The sequence below is a fragment of the Lysobacter sp. MMG2 genome (assembly GCF_016735495.2).
GTDB lineage: Bacteria > Pseudomonadota > Gammaproteobacteria > Xanthomonadales > Xanthomonadaceae > Lysobacter_J.
Genome location: NZ_JAERQY020000001.1, coordinates 792,708 through 809,751 on the forward strand (window position 1 = coordinate 792,708; position 17,044 = coordinate 809,751).

At 68.4% G+C, this 17,044-nt stretch carries 11 protein-coding genes and 1 pseudogene; 7 read left to right on the forward strand and 5 right to left on the reverse strand.

The annotated features are described in order from the left end of the window. The first annotated feature begins 176 nt into the window (after window positions 1–176). Window positions 177–707, forward strand: a complete 531-nt coding sequence (locus JI752_RS03455) for a response regulator transcription factor (protein ID WP_216959229.1) — start codon at window positions 177–179, stop codon at window positions 705–707. Continuing rightward, entirely contained in the window at window positions 691–2,094 is a 1,404-nt protein-coding gene (locus JI752_RS03460) for an ATP-binding protein (protein WP_216959232.1), read from the forward strand. The genes JI752_RS03455 and JI752_RS03460 overlap by 17 nt, the downstream gene beginning before the upstream one ends. 231 nt (window positions 2,095–2,325) lie before the next feature. Here the strand turns inward: JI752_RS03460 and JI752_RS03465 are convergent, their stop codons facing one another. Further along, entirely contained in the window at window positions 2,326–4,032 is a 1,707-nt protein-coding gene (locus JI752_RS03465) for a diguanylate cyclase (protein ID WP_216959234.1), read from the reverse strand. Window positions 4,033–4,204: 172 nt separating this feature from the next. Between JI752_RS03465 and JI752_RS03470 the strand changes: the two genes are divergently transcribed. Then, window positions 4,205–4,831: a hypothetical protein gene (locus JI752_RS03470; protein WP_216959236.1), complete on the forward strand. Its 627-nt coding sequence runs from the start codon at window positions 4,205–4,207 to the stop codon at window positions 4,829–4,831. 4 nt (window positions 4,832–4,835) lie between these two features. On the opposite strand, the gene JI752_RS03475 is transcribed toward JI752_RS03470, so the two are convergent. Continuing rightward, window positions 4,836–5,807: an MBL fold metallo-hydrolase gene (locus JI752_RS03475; protein ID WP_216959237.1), complete on the reverse strand. Its 972-nt coding sequence runs from the start codon at window positions 5,805–5,807 to the stop codon at window positions 4,836–4,838. 368 nt (window positions 5,808–6,175) lie between these two features. Here JI752_RS03475 and JI752_RS03480 point away from each other — a divergent pair, with 368 nt between their 5' ends. The 4 genes and pseudogenes from JI752_RS03480 (at window position 6,176) to JI752_RS03495 (ending at window position 12,843) form a co-directional block, all read left to right on the forward strand. Beyond that, window positions 6,176–8,599 (forward strand): DEAD/DEAH box helicase, encoded by a 2,424-nt coding sequence (locus tag JI752_RS03480; RefSeq protein WP_216959239.1) that lies wholly within the window; start codon window positions 6,176–6,178, stop codon window positions 8,597–8,599. Window positions 8,600–8,757: 158 nt separating this feature from the next. Further along, window positions 8,758–9,444 (forward strand): annotated as a pseudogene (locus tag JI752_RS03485) (ribonuclease H-like domain-containing protein); the annotation flags it as partial. Between the two features lie 206 nt (window positions 9,445–9,650). Then, complete coding sequence (locus JI752_RS03490; protein WP_216959243.1) at window positions 9,651–10,709, forward strand: glycosyltransferase family 4 protein; 1,059 nt, start codon at window positions 9,651–9,653, stop codon at window positions 10,707–10,709. A 16-nt stretch (window positions 10,710–10,725) separates the two neighbouring features. Beyond that, window positions 10,726–12,843 carry an amylo-alpha-1,6-glucosidase gene (locus JI752_RS03495; protein ID WP_216959246.1) on the forward strand — a complete coding sequence of 706 codons (2,118 nt, stop codon included), beginning with the start codon at window positions 10,726–10,728 and terminating at the stop codon, window positions 12,841–12,843. A 294-nt stretch (window positions 12,844–13,137) separates the two neighbouring features. On the opposite strand, the gene JI752_RS03500 is transcribed toward JI752_RS03495, so the two are convergent. From JI752_RS03500 to JI752_RS03510, 3 genes are read right to left on the reverse strand one after another with little or no spacing between them, the layout of a single operon-like run. Then, window positions 13,138–14,652 (reverse strand): response regulator, encoded by a 1,515-nt coding sequence (locus tag JI752_RS03500; protein ID WP_254200174.1) that lies wholly within the window; start codon window positions 14,650–14,652, stop codon window positions 13,138–13,140. Between the two features lies 1 nt (window position 14,653). After that, window positions 14,654–15,094, reverse strand: coding sequence for a response regulator (locus JI752_RS03505; protein WP_216959249.1), 441 nt, complete (start codon window positions 15,092–15,094; stop codon window positions 14,654–14,656). Further along, window positions 15,091–16,884, reverse strand: coding sequence for an ATP-binding protein (locus JI752_RS03510; RefSeq protein ID WP_216959251.1), 1,794 nt, complete (start codon window positions 16,882–16,884; stop codon window positions 15,091–15,093). The genes JI752_RS03505 and JI752_RS03510 overlap by 4 nt, the downstream gene beginning before the upstream one ends. Window positions 16,885–17,044: the final 160 nt, after the last annotated feature.

The following is a 17,044-nucleotide window of genomic DNA, read 5'->3' on the forward strand; positions in this document are numbered from 1 at the left end:
ACGAAACGACACGATGAGCCGCATTCTCCTGGTCGAGGACCACGAGCGGCTTGCGCGACTGGTTTGCAAGGGACTCGTGGCAGCCGGAATCGCCGTCGATGTCGTCGATCGCATCGACGCGGCATGGGCCACGATCCGGCGGCTGCCTTACCAGGCGGTGGTGATTCGATCGCGGGTTGCCAGATGGCGATGGGCTCGTCCTGCTGCAGCGCATGCGCCGCGCCGGAATCGGCGTGCCCTGCCTGGTGCTGACAGCGCGGGATGCGTTGCGCGACCGTGTGGAAGGTCTGGATGCCGGCGCCGATGACTACCTTCCAAAACCATTCGCCATGGATGAGATGGTGGCGCGCGTGCGGGCATTGCTGCGCCGCCCGGTGGATGTTCGCCCGCTCGATCCCAGCCACGGCGATCTGACGCTGCGGCCTGCCTCCGGCATCATGTGTTGCGGCGAGCAGAGCGTGGCGCTGGCCGCGGCGGAGATGCAGATCATGCTGTTGCTGCTGCGCAAGCACGAGGAAGTCGTGCGCCGCGGCACACTGGAATCGGCCGGGTGGGGATTGGGAGAGGCCGTCACCCCGAGCGCGCTGGATGTCGCCCTGCATCGCATCCGCCGCAAGCTGCTCGCCATCGGTTCGCGCCAACGGATCATCAATGCCCGAGGTCTCGGCTATGTCCTTCGTGGAGCCGGCAATGCCGAACAGCCTTAGCCTGCGTGTCCTGCTCGCGTATGTGGTTGGGGTGACCCTGAGCATCCTGCTCATGATCCTGGTGCCCCTCATGCTGACGACTTACCGCAGCGACCTGTTGCTGGAGGCAGACCTGACCGAGTACACGCGGGACCTGGTCGAGGCGGTCCGGTTCGACGACATGGGTGTCCCAGACCGACTCGCTGCCAGCGAGGATGGCGATAGGTGGATCTACGAGAGTCTCAAGGAGGAAACCGCTTACCGCGTGCTCGACGAATCCGGGCGTACGGTGCTTGTCTCCCCGGCCGGAGAAGAATTCTGGTCTACCGTCGAACCGCCGCGACTTGCGCCTGGAAACTTCAACCTCGAGCGAGGGGGCGTCCAGATGCACAGCGTCATCGAGCCCTTCGAGCATGGCGGAAGAACCTGGTACTTCCAGTTCGCTGCCAGCACAAGAATGCTGGGCTTCATCTATCAGGAATTCACCTTGCCATTCATGGGTGCGGGCGTCGCCATATTCAGCGTGGTGCTGCTCGTCGTCTTCGGCATCTGCGCCTATATCACGCTCGGATACACGCTTCGGCCCTTGCGCAAGCTGTCGGAGTCGGCAACCTCAATCTCGCCGCGCACACTCCACGCGCGATTGCGCACCGAGGCGGTACCTTCCGAGATCGCGCCCTTGGTGCACAGCTTCAACCGCGCACTCGACAGACTGGAACACGGGTACCGCGTGCAGCAGGAGTTCCTCGCGACGGCTGCGCACGAGCTGAAGACGCCGCTGGCATTGATCCGCGCGCAGGTCGAGTTGAGGGAGGAGGGCGAGGACCGCGACTCGCTGCTCGGTGACGTCGAGCACATGGCGCGCCAGGTGCAGCAACTCTTGCTGCTGGCGGAAGCCAGCGAGGTGCAGAACTACGACTTCGCCACGACCGATGTGCAGAAGGTTGCGCAGGACGTCGCTGCCCACCTGCAGCGCATGGCCGAGGCGGCGCACGTGCATGTGACCCTTTCCGCAAGCGCGTCCGTTACGCAATGGCGAGCCGATCGCGGTGCGCTGTTCACGCTGCTGAAGAACCTGCTCGAGAACGCGATCCAGCACGCGCCGCGCGGCACTGAGGTGCGGGTGGAGGTGGACGCTGCAACGGTGACGGTGCGCGATTCGGGCCCCGGCGTGGATCCGCAACAACTGTCGCAAATGTTCTCCCGCTTCTGGCGCGGCGCCCATCGGCGCGACCAAGGCGCTGGCCTCGGCCTGGCCATCTGCCGGGAAATCGCGCTGGCGCATGGATGGGCGCTGTCCGCGCACAGGGCAGACCCGGGATTGCTGCTCCGGTTGTCCGTGCCGGACCAGCCGCGTCCGGCTTCATCTTCTGCTGGCCCAGGCCCCGGCAACATCGGATCCCCATGATGGAAAGAACCATGTGCCGTACGGACCGATCGTCGGCCGCCGGCACGATGGCGGGAACGTAGAGGCACCGCCGACCGGCTCGCGTCGGAAGCCGCGGGGCTCAGCAAGAATTGGGCATCGGGTTGCAGACGCTGCGCGGGGCCGAACAGTTCGATTACGGCGCCGCCCAGAAGCAGGAAGTCTGGCGCGACTGCCGCGGAAAATCCGCGGCCATTCGGGCTTGAGCGCCGATCAAACGCGGCCGAGCACCGGCACTTCGTCTGCGACCGCCACGCGGTCCCGGCCCTCGTGCTTGGCGCGGTACAGCGCACGATCGCCGGCGCGCATGAGCTCCAGGCCCACCTCCCCGTGCTGCGGCATCAGCGCCACGCCGATGGAGACGGTGATGCGCAACGCCGCCCCACCCGCCTCGCCGATGCGCAGCAGTGCGGCGCTGGTGCGGATGTCCTCGGCGCGTTCCAGCGCGGTGGGCAGGTCGCTTTCCGGCAGGATCAGCGTGAACTCCTCGCCTCCGTAACGGCAGGCGATGTCCTCCGGGCGGCACTTGTCCTTGAGCATCCGCGCGAACGCCGCCAGCGCCGCGTCGCCCATCGCATGGCCGTGGCGGTCGTTGAAGGCCTTGAAGTGGTCCACGTCGAGCATCAGCACCGCCAGCGGCTGCTGGCGGCGCTGGCAACGCGCGATCTCGCGCGTGAGCGACTCCTCCAGATAGCGGCGGTTGAAGAGCCCGGTGAGCGCGTCGCGCACGGCCTGGTGGCGCAGGCTCTCGCGCAGGCGCACGTTGGCCAGCGCCAGCGAGAGCTGCTCGCACAGCCGCACTGCCAGCGATTCCTCCGCGATGCGTCCCTGGCCTTCGCCCTGCAACGAAAGCCAGCCCACCACTTCGCCGTGTGCGCTCAGCGGCACGCACAGCCCGTGCACGTCGTGCGCGCCGGAAGGCCGGCCGATGTGCGCACAGCGCAGGCCGTGGCGCAGGTCTTCCATCGCATACGGCGCATGACGACGCACCGACCAGCACGACTGCAACGCCGGCGCCGGATCGTTCGGCGCGACCGATGCGCCCCACTGCGCGACGAGTTCGGCGTGGTCGCGCGACGCGCGGATCACATAGAGGTAACCGCCCAGACCCGGCAGCAGGCGGCGGAAGGTGGCCGCGGTGATCTCGTACAGCTCCTGCGCATCGGAGGCGCCCTGCAGCATGCTCGAGTACTGGCTCAGCGAGGCCATGCTGTCGGACAGGCGCGCGAGCTGCTGTACGGTCGCGTTGAGCTCGCTGTTGGAAGCCGACGCCGAAGCTTCGGCCTGCTGGCGCACGCGGTTCTCGCGCGCAAGCAGACGCTGCGCATGACCGATGAGGAGCAGGCTCAACGGAATGCCGATGCCGGCGGCGAGCAGCGTCAGCCACGCCGAACGCTCGGCACGCTGCGAGCGCATCGACAGCAGCACGTTCTCCGCGTTGCGCAACTGCTCCAGGCGCAGCGCCACGTCGCGGTCGCCGGCGCGGATCGCCGACAGCGGCGGCACGCCCTTCTGCGGGCCCGTGACGCCGGCGCGCCAGGTCTGCATGGCCTGCACGCTCAAGCGCAGGCGGGCGTCCAGCGTGCGGCGCATCTGGATCACGCGATCGTGCTGGGCGGTGTTGTCGATGACCAGTTCGGTGAGCAGGTCCGATTCGCGCTGCAACTCACCGGCGATACGCCAGAAGTTGTCGCGGTTCTCCGCGCGCCCGGCCAGCAGGTAGCCGCGCGATTCGGCCACGGCCTGGTGCTTGAGCGACTCGATCCGGTCCAGGTGGCGCAGCACGGTGTAGGTGTGCGTGACGGAGCGGTAGTCGGCGGCGAACTGGATGGCGTTGGCCACCACGTACAGGCCCAGGGCCACCAGGATGACCGTGGCCGCCAGGAACACGCGCAATGGCGAGAAATGGCGTTTGCGCATGGGACGAACGTGGGGCTCCGGGCGCGATGGCGACGCGCTGCTGGGCCTCCATGCCGTAAAGATTGAGGTGCGTGACGGCCGGGCGGGCCGCTGCGTACCGGGATTGTCGGGCATTCTATCGGCCGATTGCGCTGTTTCTTGAGACGCAGGGCGCAGCTTCCGGAGCCGACGCATGATCGCCATCGACGTCCTGCTCGAACCCGATGCCCTCACCCGGGCCCGCGCCGGCGAGGTCAACGCCGCGCTGCGCATCGGCCATCCCGCCGGCTTCGCTTTCGACGCCACCCACCTGCCGCACGTCACCCTCGTGCAGCGCTACCTCTACGCGCACGACCTCGACGCCTTGTACGCCGCCATCGGCGCCATCGCCGCCCGGCACGGCCCGCTCGCGCTCTCGCTGGAGGTGAGCGGCATATCGGTGCGCGTGGAGGACGGAACCGGCAACGCGTCGTGGCGGATCGGCGACTCACCTGCGTTGCAGGCGCTCGCCGATGACTGCCTCGCGGCGGCGCAACGCCTGGCGGTGGCCGGCGGCGGCGCGGAGGCCTTCGTCGCCAACGACGACGGCACGCCGATCCGCGATTCCACGATCCGCTACGTCGAGCACTTCGTGCCCGAACACAGCGGTGCGCACTACCGCCCGCACCTCACGCTCGGCGTGGGGACGGCGGCGGCATTGCGCGAGCTGGAAGGCGCACCGTTCGCGCCGTTCGCGTTCTCGCCGGTGGCGATCGCGGTGTACCAGCTCGGCAACCACGGCACCGCGCGGCGGTGCCTGTGGCGCTGGCCGGCCGACTGAGGGCTCAGTTCTCCGGCACCCACACGAACGCGTCGCCCTGCGCCTTCACGTGCCCCAGCCCGGGGAACGGGAAGTGCACCGCATACACGCGCAGGTTCCCGTCGGCGACGCGTTGCAGCAGCGCACGTCGCGCGGCCTCGGCCTTGGGCGCGTCCTGGTCGTATTCGATCTTCCACTGCGGACGCTGCACCGAGACGACGTAGTGATGCGCGGCATCGCCGAGGTAGAGCAGTCGCTCGCCGCCCGATGCGATCTCGTACGCGCTGTGGCCGGGCGTGTGCCCCGGCAGGGCGACGGCGGTGATACCCGGCAGCACCTGCGCGCCCGGTTCGAACGTGGTGACCTTCGGCGTGATCGCGGCCACGAGCGCCGCGGCGTTCGGGTTCTTCTTCATCGCCTCCCATTCGGGCGCGGACAGACGCACGGTGGCCTGCGGGAAGGCCAACTTGCCTTCGCGCGTGAGCAGCCCGCCGACGTGGTCGGGATGACCGTGCGAAATCAGCACGTCGGTGATCTGGTCCGGCGCCACGCCCGCCGCCTGCAACGATGCCTGCAACCGGCCGGCACGCGCCCAGGTCGCATCCGCGGCGCCCGTGTCGAACAGCACGGTGTGTCCGCCGTCGCGCAGCAGCAGCGGCTGGATGCTCAGGTGCAGCGCATCGGTCGGCAGACCTGCCGCGGACAACAGCGCGGCCACGTCGGCGGTGGGCTGGCCGACGCCGAAGGTCTTGCCGTCGTTGGCGACGTCGATCTCGCCGTCCTTCAACGCGACTGCGTCGAGCGTGCCGATCTTGAAGCGGAAGACATCGGCGTTGGCGGCCGGTTGCGATGTCGACGGTGCGGGCTGCGGCGTCGTGGCGGCGGGCGTTGCGGTTGGGGTTGCGGCGGTTTCAACGGGCTGCGGCTTCGAACAGGCGGCGAGCGTGGAGGCCGTCGCGACGGCGGCGATCAAAACGGAGAGGCGGGTGCGGTTCATGCGATGTCCTTGACGTGGGAAGGCGGTCGCCTGCGATGTCGCTCCGTTGCGGGAGAGGACTCTGAGCAGGTGCCGATGTGCGTAGCGTAGCGCGGGCGGTGGCGTGGCTTTGCGGGCGTCGGTGCAGGGGCTGCTCGGCGCGCGCCGTTTGCCCTCACCCCAACCCCTCTCCCGCAAGCGGGAGAGGGGTTAGGCATCGTCGTCCCTACGAAGGCCTATAAGAATCCGTCATCCCGGCGCGCCTTCGCGGGAATGACGGTGAGGTAGTTACCGGAAAGGGAGTCCCCGGATGCCACCACTTCACCTCATCTCACCCCCTGAGACGCCCCTCCCCTACAACGCACTGCCATCCGCGAAGAGCCACACGCATGACCCAGCCGGCGCGCAGTCCATCCGACCTGTCCGTCTTCCCGGAGGTCGCGCGGCCACGCCCTGCCACCGACGGGCGTGCGCTCGCGCAGCGGCTGGAGAACAAATACCTCTCGCGCATCACCGGCGTGCACACCGTCCCCGGACGGCCCGAGCGCAGCGTGCCGATGCCCGACGACGTGCCCGCCGGAATCGTGCAGGCGCTGCGTGCGCGCGGCATCGACCGCCTCTACTCGCACCAGGCCGAAAGCTGGGACGCCGTGCGGCGCGGCGAAGACGTGGTGATCGCCACCGCCACCGCGTCGGGCAAGAGCCTGTGCTACCTGCTGCCGGTGCTGGCGGCGGCCTCCACGCAGCGCGCCAAGGCGTTGTTCCTGTTTCCGACCAAGGCGCTGGCGCAGGACCAGGTGGCCGAGTTGCTGGAACTCAACAACGCCGGCAACCTCGGCGTGCGCACCTTCACCTTCGACGGCGACACGCCCGGCGATGCGCGACAGGCGATCCGCCTGCACGGCGACATCGTGGTGAGCAATCCCGACATGCTGCACCAGGGCATCCTCCCGCATCACACCAAATGGGCGCAGTTCTTCGAGAACCTGCGCTACGTGGTCATCGACGAAGTGCACAGCTACCGCGGCGTGTTCGGCTCGCACGTCGCCAACGTGATCCGCCGCCTGCAACGCGTGGCCGCGTTCTACGGATCCAGGCCGCAGTTCATCCTGTGCTCGGCGACCATCGGCAATCCGAAGGCGCACGCCGAAGCGCTCACCGAACGCGACGTCACCGCCATCACCGAATCCGGCGCCCCCAGCGGCGATCGCCACGTACTGCTGTGGAACCCGCCGGTAGTGAATCCCGACCTGGGCCTGCGCGCCTCGGCGCGCTCGCAGAGCAACCTGATCGCGCGGCTTTCCATCAAGGCCGGGCTGAAAACGCTCGTGTTCGCGCAGTCGCGGCTGATGGTCGAAGTACTGACCAAGTACCTCAAGGACGTCTTCGACCACGACCCGCGCAAGCCCGCGCGCATCCGCGGTTACCGCGGCGGCTACCTGCCCACCGAACGCCGCGAGACCGAACGCGCGATGCGCGCCGGCACCATCGACGGCATCGTCTCGACCTCCGCGCTGGAACTGGGCGTGGACATCGGCGCGCTCGATGCCGTGGTGCTCAACGGCTATCCCGGCTCGATCGCCGCGACGTGGCAACGCTTCGGCCGCGCCGGCCGTCGCAAGCAACCGTCGCTGGGCGTGCTGGTCGCCAGTTCCGATCCGCTGGACCAGTACGTGATCCGCCATCCGGAGTTCTTCGCGAGCGCATCGCCCGAACACGCGCGCATCCACGCCGACCAGCCGGTGATCCTGCTCGACCATATCCGCTGCGCCGCGTTCGAACTCCCATTCCAGGCGCGCGAACTCTTCGGCCCGGTCGATCCGCAGGTGTACCTGCAACTGCTCTGCGAAGACGGCGTCGTCCACAACGAGAACGACCGCTGGGAATGGATCGCCGACAGTTACCCCGCCAACGCGGTGAGCCTGCGTTCGGTGGCCGATGGAAACTTCGTCGTGGTCGATCGCACCGACGGCCGGCAGACGATCATCGCCGAGGTCGACTATTCCTCAGCGCCGCTGACGCTGTACGAAGGCGCGATCTACATGGTGCAGGCCGCTCCTTACCAGGTGGAGAAACTCGACTGGGACGGGCGCAAGGCATTCGTCACGCGCACGCCCGTGGATTACTACACCGATGCCATCGACTACACGAAGCTGAAAGTGCTCGAACGCTTCGACGGTTCACCCGCCGGCCGCGGCACCTGTCATCACGGCGAGGTGCACGTCGTGCGACGCGTGGCCGGCTACAAGAAGATCCGTTATTACACGCACGAGAACATCGGCTACGGCCCGGTCACCCTGCCCGACCAGGAGCTGCACACCACCAGTGTGTGGTGGCAGTTGCCGCAGGACGTGCTGGAAGCGACCTTCGCCTCCAGGCAGGAGGCGCTCGACGGCTTTCTCGGCGCCGGCTACGCGCTGCACGTCGTCGCCAAGCTCGCGGTGATGGCCGAAGGCGTGGACCTGCAGAAGGCCGTGGGCGACGGCAACGGCGCGTGGTTCGCCAGCGCGGACGGGCGCGGCCGCGGACAGCTGCGCGGCGGCGACGACGGCAACGCGTCGATCGAGGAAGGCGAACGCTTCGTCCCCACCGTCTACCTCTACGACAACTACCCCGGCGGTGTCGGCCTGAGCGAGCCGCTGCACTTCCGCCAGCGCGAACTGGTGCAGCGCGCGGTGGAACTGGTGGAACGCTGCGACTGCAAGGCCGGCTGCCCGGCGTGCGTGGGGCCGGTGCTCGCCGCCGACGAGGACGCGACCCTCGCCCCGCGCGCACTCGCGTTGCGCGTGCTCAAGGCGTTGTCGCCGGCATGAGCCTGACCCTCGCGCGCCTGCAGCAACTCAAGCGCCAGGCCGGTGCGGCGACGCCGTCGCAGGACGTTCCCACGCGCGTCGCTGCGCCGAGTGTGGACGATCTGCGCCGCCACCTGCGTCGCCGAGCGCCCTCGCTGGAGCCGACGCCGTCGATCGCCTCGCACGACCGCCACGTTCCCGGCATCGAGATTGCGCCGGGCCTGCGCCAGCTCGAAACGCACCTGCCCTTCGCCCCCGGCGCGGACCGGATCGACGGCCGTTTCGATCGTCGCGATCCGCTGGACGCCTCCAGCCTCATGTTCTTCGATACCGAAACCACCGGGCTGGCCGGCGGCAGCGGCACGCGCGCGTTCATGATCGGCGCCGCCGACTGGCACGCCGGCGCGCTGCGCGTGCGCCAGTTGCTGATCACGACGATGGCCGGCGAGGCGGCGATGCTCGATGCATTCCGCCAATGGCTGCGGCCCGACACGGTGCTCGTGAGCTACAACGGCAAGTGCTACGACGCGCCGCTGCTCGCGACGCGTTTCCGCCTGCACCGCATGGGCGCGCCGCTGGCGTCGCTCGGGCATGTCGACCTGCTGTATCCCACGCGCCGCCGCTACCGCGGCCGCTGGGAGAACTGCCGGCTGGCGACCATCGAACGCCGCGCCCTGAACGTCGTGCGCGAGGACGACCTGCCCGGCTCGGAAGCGCCCGAAGCCTGGCGCTCCTACCTGCGCGGCGGCTCCGCCCACAACCTGCGCCGCGTGCTGTCGCACAACGATCGCGACGTGGTGACGCTGGCGGAGCTGTTGCAGCACCTGTCGTCGTTGAGCGCGCAGGAAGCCGAGAGCTCGACGTAAGCCCCTCTCCCGCGCGCGGGAGAGGGGTTGGGGTGAGGGCAAGGACGGGTTCGCAAAGACTGGTCGCGATGCGCGCCCCACGCATCACACGTTCTTGAAGAAACTTGCCCTAAGGTCAATGCCTTGCCATTACCGGCACGGCTGAACGGAGCGCGCATTCATGCACCCGCCTCGGCCGTACCGTGGCGTCCCGAAGAAATGCGCGTATGAAGATCGCCCAGGTTTCGCCGCTGTACGAAGCGGTCCCGCCGAAGCTGTACGGGGGCACGGAGCGCGTCGTCGCGCACCTGTGCGATGCGCTGGTGCAGGCCGGCCATGACGTGACGCTGTTCGCCACCGCGGACGCGCAGACCGACGCCACGCTCGCGCCGATGCGCGACCAGGCGATCCGCCTGGATCCAGCGCCGCTCAAGAGCGATCTGGCCGCGCACCTGGCGATGCTCGACGAAGTGCGACAGCGCGCGGACGAGTTCGACATCGTCCATTTCCACATCGACCTGCTGCACTTCCCGTTCTTCCAGGACGCACCGTGGCGCACGCTGACCACGCTGCATGGCCGACTGGATCTGAAGGATCTTCCGCAGGCGTATGCGTGCTGGCCGCAGTTCCCGCTCGCCTCGATCTCCGACCACCAGCGCCGCCCGCTGCCCACCGCGAACTGGGCCGGCACCGTGCACCACGGCGTGCCGACCGAGCTGTACGAGTTCAGCCCGACGCCGCGCGGCGGTTACCTCGCCTTTCTCGGGCGCATCTCGCCGGAGAAACGGCTTGATCGCGCCATCGAGATCGCACGTCGCGCCGGGCTGCCGCTCAAGGTCGCGGCCAAGGTGGACGCGGTGGATCGCGCGTACTTCCATGACGAAATCGAACCGCTGCTCGACGACCCGCAGGTGGAGTACATCGGCGAGATCAGCGACGCGCAGAAGAGCGACTTCCTCGGCGGCGCGGTCGCGCTGCTGTTCCCGATCGACTGGCCGGAGCCGTTCGGCCTGGTGATGATCGAAGCGATGGCCTGCGGCACGCCGGTGGTTGCATGGAACTGCGGATCGGTGCCAGAGGTGCTCGATCCCGGGCTCACCGGCCTCATCATCGGCGACCTGGACGAGGCCGCGCGCGCGGTGCACAGCGCGGCCCGCTTCGATCGCAGCCGTATCCGGGCGCGTTTCGAACAGCGCTTCTCGGCAACGGCCATGGCGCGCCGCTACGTCGAACTGTACTGGCGCGTGCTGGAGCAGGGAGGCACGCGCATCCGCCTCACCGCCTGAGCGGCCCGCCCCCCACATGGATCCCGCCGCCGCCGCGACCTTGTTCTCCAGCTACGTCCTCAAGGACGGCGACACGTTTCTCATCGCCAATCCCAACGGCGACGTGATCGGCGAGAGCGACGGGCAGTTCCACAACGACACGCGCATTCTTTCGCGCTTCCGCATGACGCTGGGCGATTCAGCGCCTGCGCTGTTGAGCTCGATGGTCTCGCGCGACAACGTGTTCTTCGTCGCGCACCTGACCAACCGCACGCTGCCGCCACTGGGCGGCGACGAGACGCCGCACGGTCTGGTGCACATCAAGCGCACGCGCTTTCTGTGCGCGGACCGGTTGTTCGAACGCGTGGCGCTGACCAACTACGGACGCGAGGACGTGCGACTGAGCCTGGTGTTCGATTGCGATGCGGACTTCCGCGACATGTTCGAAGTGCGCGGCAGCCATCGCGCCGCGCGCGGGCAATCCCTGCCGCCGCATCCGCGCGAGGACGGCCTGACTTTCGGATACGTCGGCCTGGACGGCGCACCGTGCCGTTCGTCCATCGTCTTCTCGGAGGCGCCGCGCCGGATGGACGACGGACGCCTCGCGCTGGATGTCACCCTCGCCTCGCGCGAACGCCACGAGTTCTACCTGGAAGTGAGCGCCGACGATCATCCCGCCAAGGCCACGCGCGCCCGTTACCGCGCCGCGGCGAGCGTCGCCCGCACGCGCATGCGGCGGCGGCAGCGGCGGCTGTCGCGCGTGCGCAGCGAGGCGCCGCTGTTCAACTCGTGGATGGAACGCTCGCGCGCCGACCTCGCGCTGCTGACCAGCGAACTGGACACCGGACCGTATCCCTACGCGGGCATTCCGTGGTTCTCCACGCCATTCGGGCGCGACGCGGTGATCACCGCGCTGCAGACGCTGTGGCTGGATCCGCAGCTTGCACGCGGCGTGCTGGCGTTCCTTGCGCAGCACCAGGCCAAGGAAGAGTCGTCCTTCATGGACGCCTCGCCCGGCAAGATCATGCACGAGACGCGCAAGGGCGAGATGGCGCGCCTGCGCGAGCTTCCCTTCGGTCTCTACTACGGCGGCGTGGACACCACGCCGCTGTTCCTGGTGCTCGCCTCGGCCTATGCGCGACGCACCGGCGACATCGAATTCATCCGCCGCATCTGGACGGAACTGAAGGCCGCCGTGGCCTGGATCGAGCGTGTATGCGATGCCAACCCGCTCGGCTTCCTCGACTACGCGCGCGGTGAGGCGACGGGTCTGGCGAACCAGGGCTGGAAGGACAGCTTCGATTCGGTCTTCCATGCCGACGGCCGTTCGCCGCAGGGGCCGATCGCGCTGGTGGAGGTGCAGGGGTACGTATTCGAGGCATTTCGCGGGATGTCGCGCCTGGCGCTGGCCGTGGGCGAAGACGGGCCATCGCGGCAATGGCTCGTGCGCGCCGAGCGCATGGCCGATGCGGTGGAGCGTCATTTCTGGATGGACTCGGGCTTCTACGGCATCGCCGTGGACGGCGAGAACGCCTTGTGCGCGGTGCGTGCGAGCAATCCCGGGCACCTGCTCTACATGGGACTGCCCACGCATCCGCGCGCGCAGGCGGTGGCGAGGCAGCTGATGTCGCAGGATTTCTTCAGCGGCTGGGGCGTGCGCACGCTGGCGGTCGGCGAAGCGCGCTACAACCCGATGTCGTATCACAACGGCTCGGTGTGGCCGCACGACAGCGCGCTGTGTGCGGCGGGTCTGGCGCGTTACGGACAGCGCGAGGCTTCGGTTCGCCTGCTGCGCAGCGCGTTCGAAGCGGCGGTGGCGTTCGACATGCGGCTTCCGGAACTGTTCTGCGGTTTTCCGCGCGTGCCCGGCGGCGCACCGGTGGCGTATCCGGTGGCGTGCCTGCCGCAGGCGTGGGCGGCCGGCTCGGCATTCATGTCGTTGCAGGCGTGCCTGGGAATCGACATCGACGGACCCGCTGCGGAAATCGTGCTGGACCACCCTCGCCTTCCGGCCGGCGTGGAGGAACTGTCGATCCGCAACCTCGCCCTCGGCGAACGCCGCGCGCATCTGGTGCTCAAGCGTTTGGGCGATCGCGTGGCGGTGTTCGTGGAGGGGCCGGATGCAGGGGGCGTGGTGGCGCGCGTGCGTGGGTGAAGCACCGCGCATCAGGCGAAGACCGGCATGCGCCGGCCTTCGCCGAAGGCAACGATCAGTGCTTGGAGAGCACGAACGCGCGCAGATCGCCGCGATCAAGGCCTGACTGGCGATTCCTCGCTCCCCGCTTCGGATTCCTGCGCAGTGATTAGGGACGCGTGCAGGCGCATCGCCCGGCCATCATTGGGGCGATGAATTCAATGGAATGATCAATGCGATCGGATCCGCTTTCCGGTAAGCGGACGCGGCGGGCTCTTCATGCCGCGCCACGCAACTGCGGCTATCGGCAAGGCATCAACGCGCCAACGCCTTCTCCACCGCCCGGAACACCGCCCCCATCTGCAACGGCTTGAGCAGTATCGCTGCCACTTCATCGTCCGGCAGCGCATCGTGGCGCAGCGGATCGGCCGGATCGCCGAGCGTGATCACCGGACCGTCGAAGCCCGCATCGCGCAATGCAAGCAACAGGCTCACCGCCGACAGCATCAGGATCTGGCTGTCGATGATCGCCAGCGCCGGCAGACCCTCGCGTTCGATCAACCGCAACGCGGCCGCACCGTCCACCGCGATCAGCGGCTCATACCCCTGGCTGTCCAGCGCGTTGGCCAGCAGCGACAAGCGCGTGCCATCGCCGTCCACCAGCAGGATCCGCTGCCCGTTGCCGACCGCGAAAGTTTCCCCGGGCACCTGCGCACCTTCGATCACGATACGCAGCGGCAGGTGCAGTTCGAACGCGGTGCCCTGCCCCGGCTGGCTCTCGACCTCGATGCGTCCCTGCAGCGAATCGACGAAGCGCTTGCACGACAGCAGCCCCAGCCCCGTGCCTTCGGGCTTGGTGGTGAAGAACGGGGTGAACAACTGCGAGCGGGTGTGCGCATCCATGCCGCAACCGGCATCGGAGATGCGGATGCACAGCCGCTCACCATTTTCGTGCGGGCCGCGCGAGGCGGACAGACGCAGCTCGCCGCCCGCTTCTTTCATCGCCTGCACGCCGTTGAGCGCCAGGTTGACCAGGCACTGCTGGAACTCGATGTAGTTGCAGTGGACGACGAGGTCTTCCTCCAGCGGGTCCACCACCAGCGCGATGTTCCTCGGCAGCGTGCCCTGCAACAGCAGCGCGACGGCCTGGAACAGTTGCGCGACGGCCACGTCCTCGCTCGCGCGGTGCGAGCCGCGCACGAAGGCGAGCATGGATTCGGCCATCTCGTGCCCGCGCCGACCGCTCTCGGCGATCAGCGACGACAGGCGACGGATGTTCGGATCTTCGCTGTAGGCGTTGAGCAGGTCCGGCACGATCAGCAGCGGCTGCAGCACGTTGCGCAGGTCGTGACTGAGGCCGGCGGCCAGCATCGCCAGGCAGTCCAGGCGCTGTGAGCGCATCAGTTCCTTTTCGGCCAGCTCGCGTTCGCGCGCGGTCCGCGCCTCGCGCACGGCGCGCGCGACCGCGTTGGGCAGGCGCGCGGGGTTCTGCTTGAGCACGTAGTCGTTGGCGCCACGATGCAGCGCGTCGATCGCGGTCTCCTCGCCGATGGTGCCGGAGACGAAGATGAAAGGCAGCTCGCCGTCGACTTCGCGCAGGATGCGAAGCGCCTCCATGCCGGAGAACCCCGGCAGCGACAGGTCCGACAGCACGACGTCGTAGCGGTCGCGCGCGAGCGCATCGCGCAGGTCGCGCTCGCTGTCGACGCGATCGAACTGCGCCGCAAGGCCCGACTCCAGCAGCTGCTCGCTCAGCAGCTCGGCGTCTTCCCACGAGTCCTCCACCATGAGGACGCGAAGGACTCCCAGCGAAGGCGCGGCCTGGTTCATGTCAGGCCTTTTCCGGCGCCTGGTTGATCACGGCCCAGAACGTCCCCAGCGTCTTCACCGCCTGGAAGAACTGGTCCACGTCCACGGGTTTGACGACATAGGCATTCACGCCCATGTCCCAGCTGCGCGCCAGATCGCTTTCCTCGCGCGAAGACGACAGGATCACCACCGGCAGGCAACGCAGTTCGTCGTGCTGGCGGATCGTCTGCAGCACTTCCAGTCCGTCCAGGCGCGGCATCTTGATGTCCAGCAGCAGCACGGCGGGAAGGCCCTCGCCGCGACCTGCGAACTTGCCCCGGCGCAGCAGGTAGTCCAGCGCCTCCACGCCGTCCTCCACGTGCACGATGGGGTTGAGGAGGTTGGCCTCGCGCAGCGCGTCGATCGCCATTTCGGCGTCGGCGTGGCTGTCTTCGGCCAGCAGGATGGTGCGGTATTCGCTCATGCGATGGATCGCTCTTGGATGGGCGCATCCAGCGCCGCGGGCAGGGTGAAGTGGAAACTCGCGCCCTCACCGGGCGCGGATTCGGCGCGGATGCGGCCGCCGTGGCGCGCCAGGACGCGGCGCACGCTCGCCAGGCCGATGCCGGTGCCGGGGAACTCGGTGGGCTTGTGCATGCGCTGGAACACGCCGAACAGCTTGCCGGCGTAGGCCATGTCGAAGCCGGCGCCGTTGTCGCGCACGGTGAATTCGTGGCTGCCATCATCGAGCACGCGATGGTCCACGTCGATCACGGCCACGTCGCGGCGCGAGGAGTACTTGATCGCGTTGCCCAGCAGGTTGCCCCAGAGCTGGCGCATCATGTTTTCGTCGGCGACCAGGATCGGCAGCGGCGCGATGTGCCACTCCACGCGCGTGGCGCGCGCTTCGGCACCGGCGTCGAGCATCGCGCGCGTCTCGGCCACCAGCGACTGCATGTCCACCGCCTGCAGGCGCAGTGCGCTACGGCCCAGGCGCGAATAGACCAGCAGGTCGTCGATCAGCTGCGACATGCGCCGCGCCGAGCCGCCGATCACGTCCAGATAATGCCGCGTCTTCTCGTCGGTGCCCTCGCCCAGATGACGGGTGAGCTTGTCGGAGAAGCCGGCCACGTGGCGCAACGGCGCGCGCAGGTCGTGCGAGACGGAATAGCTGAAGGCTTCCAGCTCGCGGTTCACTTCCGACACCTGCTCGACCTTGCCTTCCAGCTGGCGGTTGAGTTCGGCAATCTTCTGGTTCGTGGCCTTCTGCGCGGAGACGTCGGACACCGTCATCAGCACGACATGGTCGTCCACGTCCGGCAGTGGCATGCGCCGCGCGTTCAGCAGCACGGTGCGCGCGGTACCGTCGGGCTGGTGCTGCTCGTGCTCGAAGTCCCACAGCTCGCGGCCGCGTTGCAGCACGTCGCGCAGGCGTTGCTGCAGGACGGGATCGTTCCATGCGCCGCCTGCGTCGGCGAGTGCGTGCGGGCCGTCGCCCGGGATCGCGTACATCTCGGCGAACGCGGCGTTGTGCATGACGATGCGCTGGTCGTCGTCGAACAGCACGATCGGCTCGCGCACCGTCTGCAGCACGGCCATCGCGCGCTCGCTGGCGCGGCTGGAGCGTTGCTCGGCACGAATGCGGCTGGCGATCTGCCGGCCCAGCAGCAGCATCACGATGCCCACCAGCAGCAGTTGCACCGCCATCGCCGCCCAGCTCAGCCACATTGCGTTGCGACGCTGCGATTCGGCGTCGTAATTGCGCTGCGCCAACAGTGCCTGCTCGTTGCGCAGCATTTCCTGCAATGCCGGGCGGATCGCGAAGCGCGACACCAGCGGCATCAGCGCCTGCGCGCCATCGCGGCGGTCACCGCGCAGGAAGTCCTCGATCGTGTCCACGCGGCTTTCCACCAGCTCGCGCAGGCGTCCGATCAGCACCTGCTGCTCGGGGTTGTCGGCGGTCAGGCGGGTGAGCCGGTCGAACTGCGGGCCAAGCTCGCGCTTGCCGGAGGCCATGCGCTCGCGCGCCAGCGGCTGGTCCACGCCCAGCGCGATCAACATGCCGGAGGATTCGATCTCGCGCACCGTCAGCGCCAGCTGGGCGACGGCGGTTTCCACCTCGTGCGTGTGGGCCACCGCGTCGGCCGCCTGCAGGTTCTGCTCCGACAGGCGCTGCAGCAGCAGGAACGGCGTGACCATGATCAGCACGATGCCGGCCGCGAGCAGCGGCAGCCTCCATCGTCCCCACCCGAAGCGAGTCATGGTCGTTTCCATCGGTCCCCTGAACCGGCGAAGTCACCGGCGAACAGCGGCCGATCCTAACGGATGCCCGCGCGTGCGTCAGGTGAAGATCATGTGGACCGGTTTGCGACATCGGCCTTTTGACTGCGTGGACGCCGGGTTTCACCTGGCGTGGGCGGCGATTGTGCTCTGC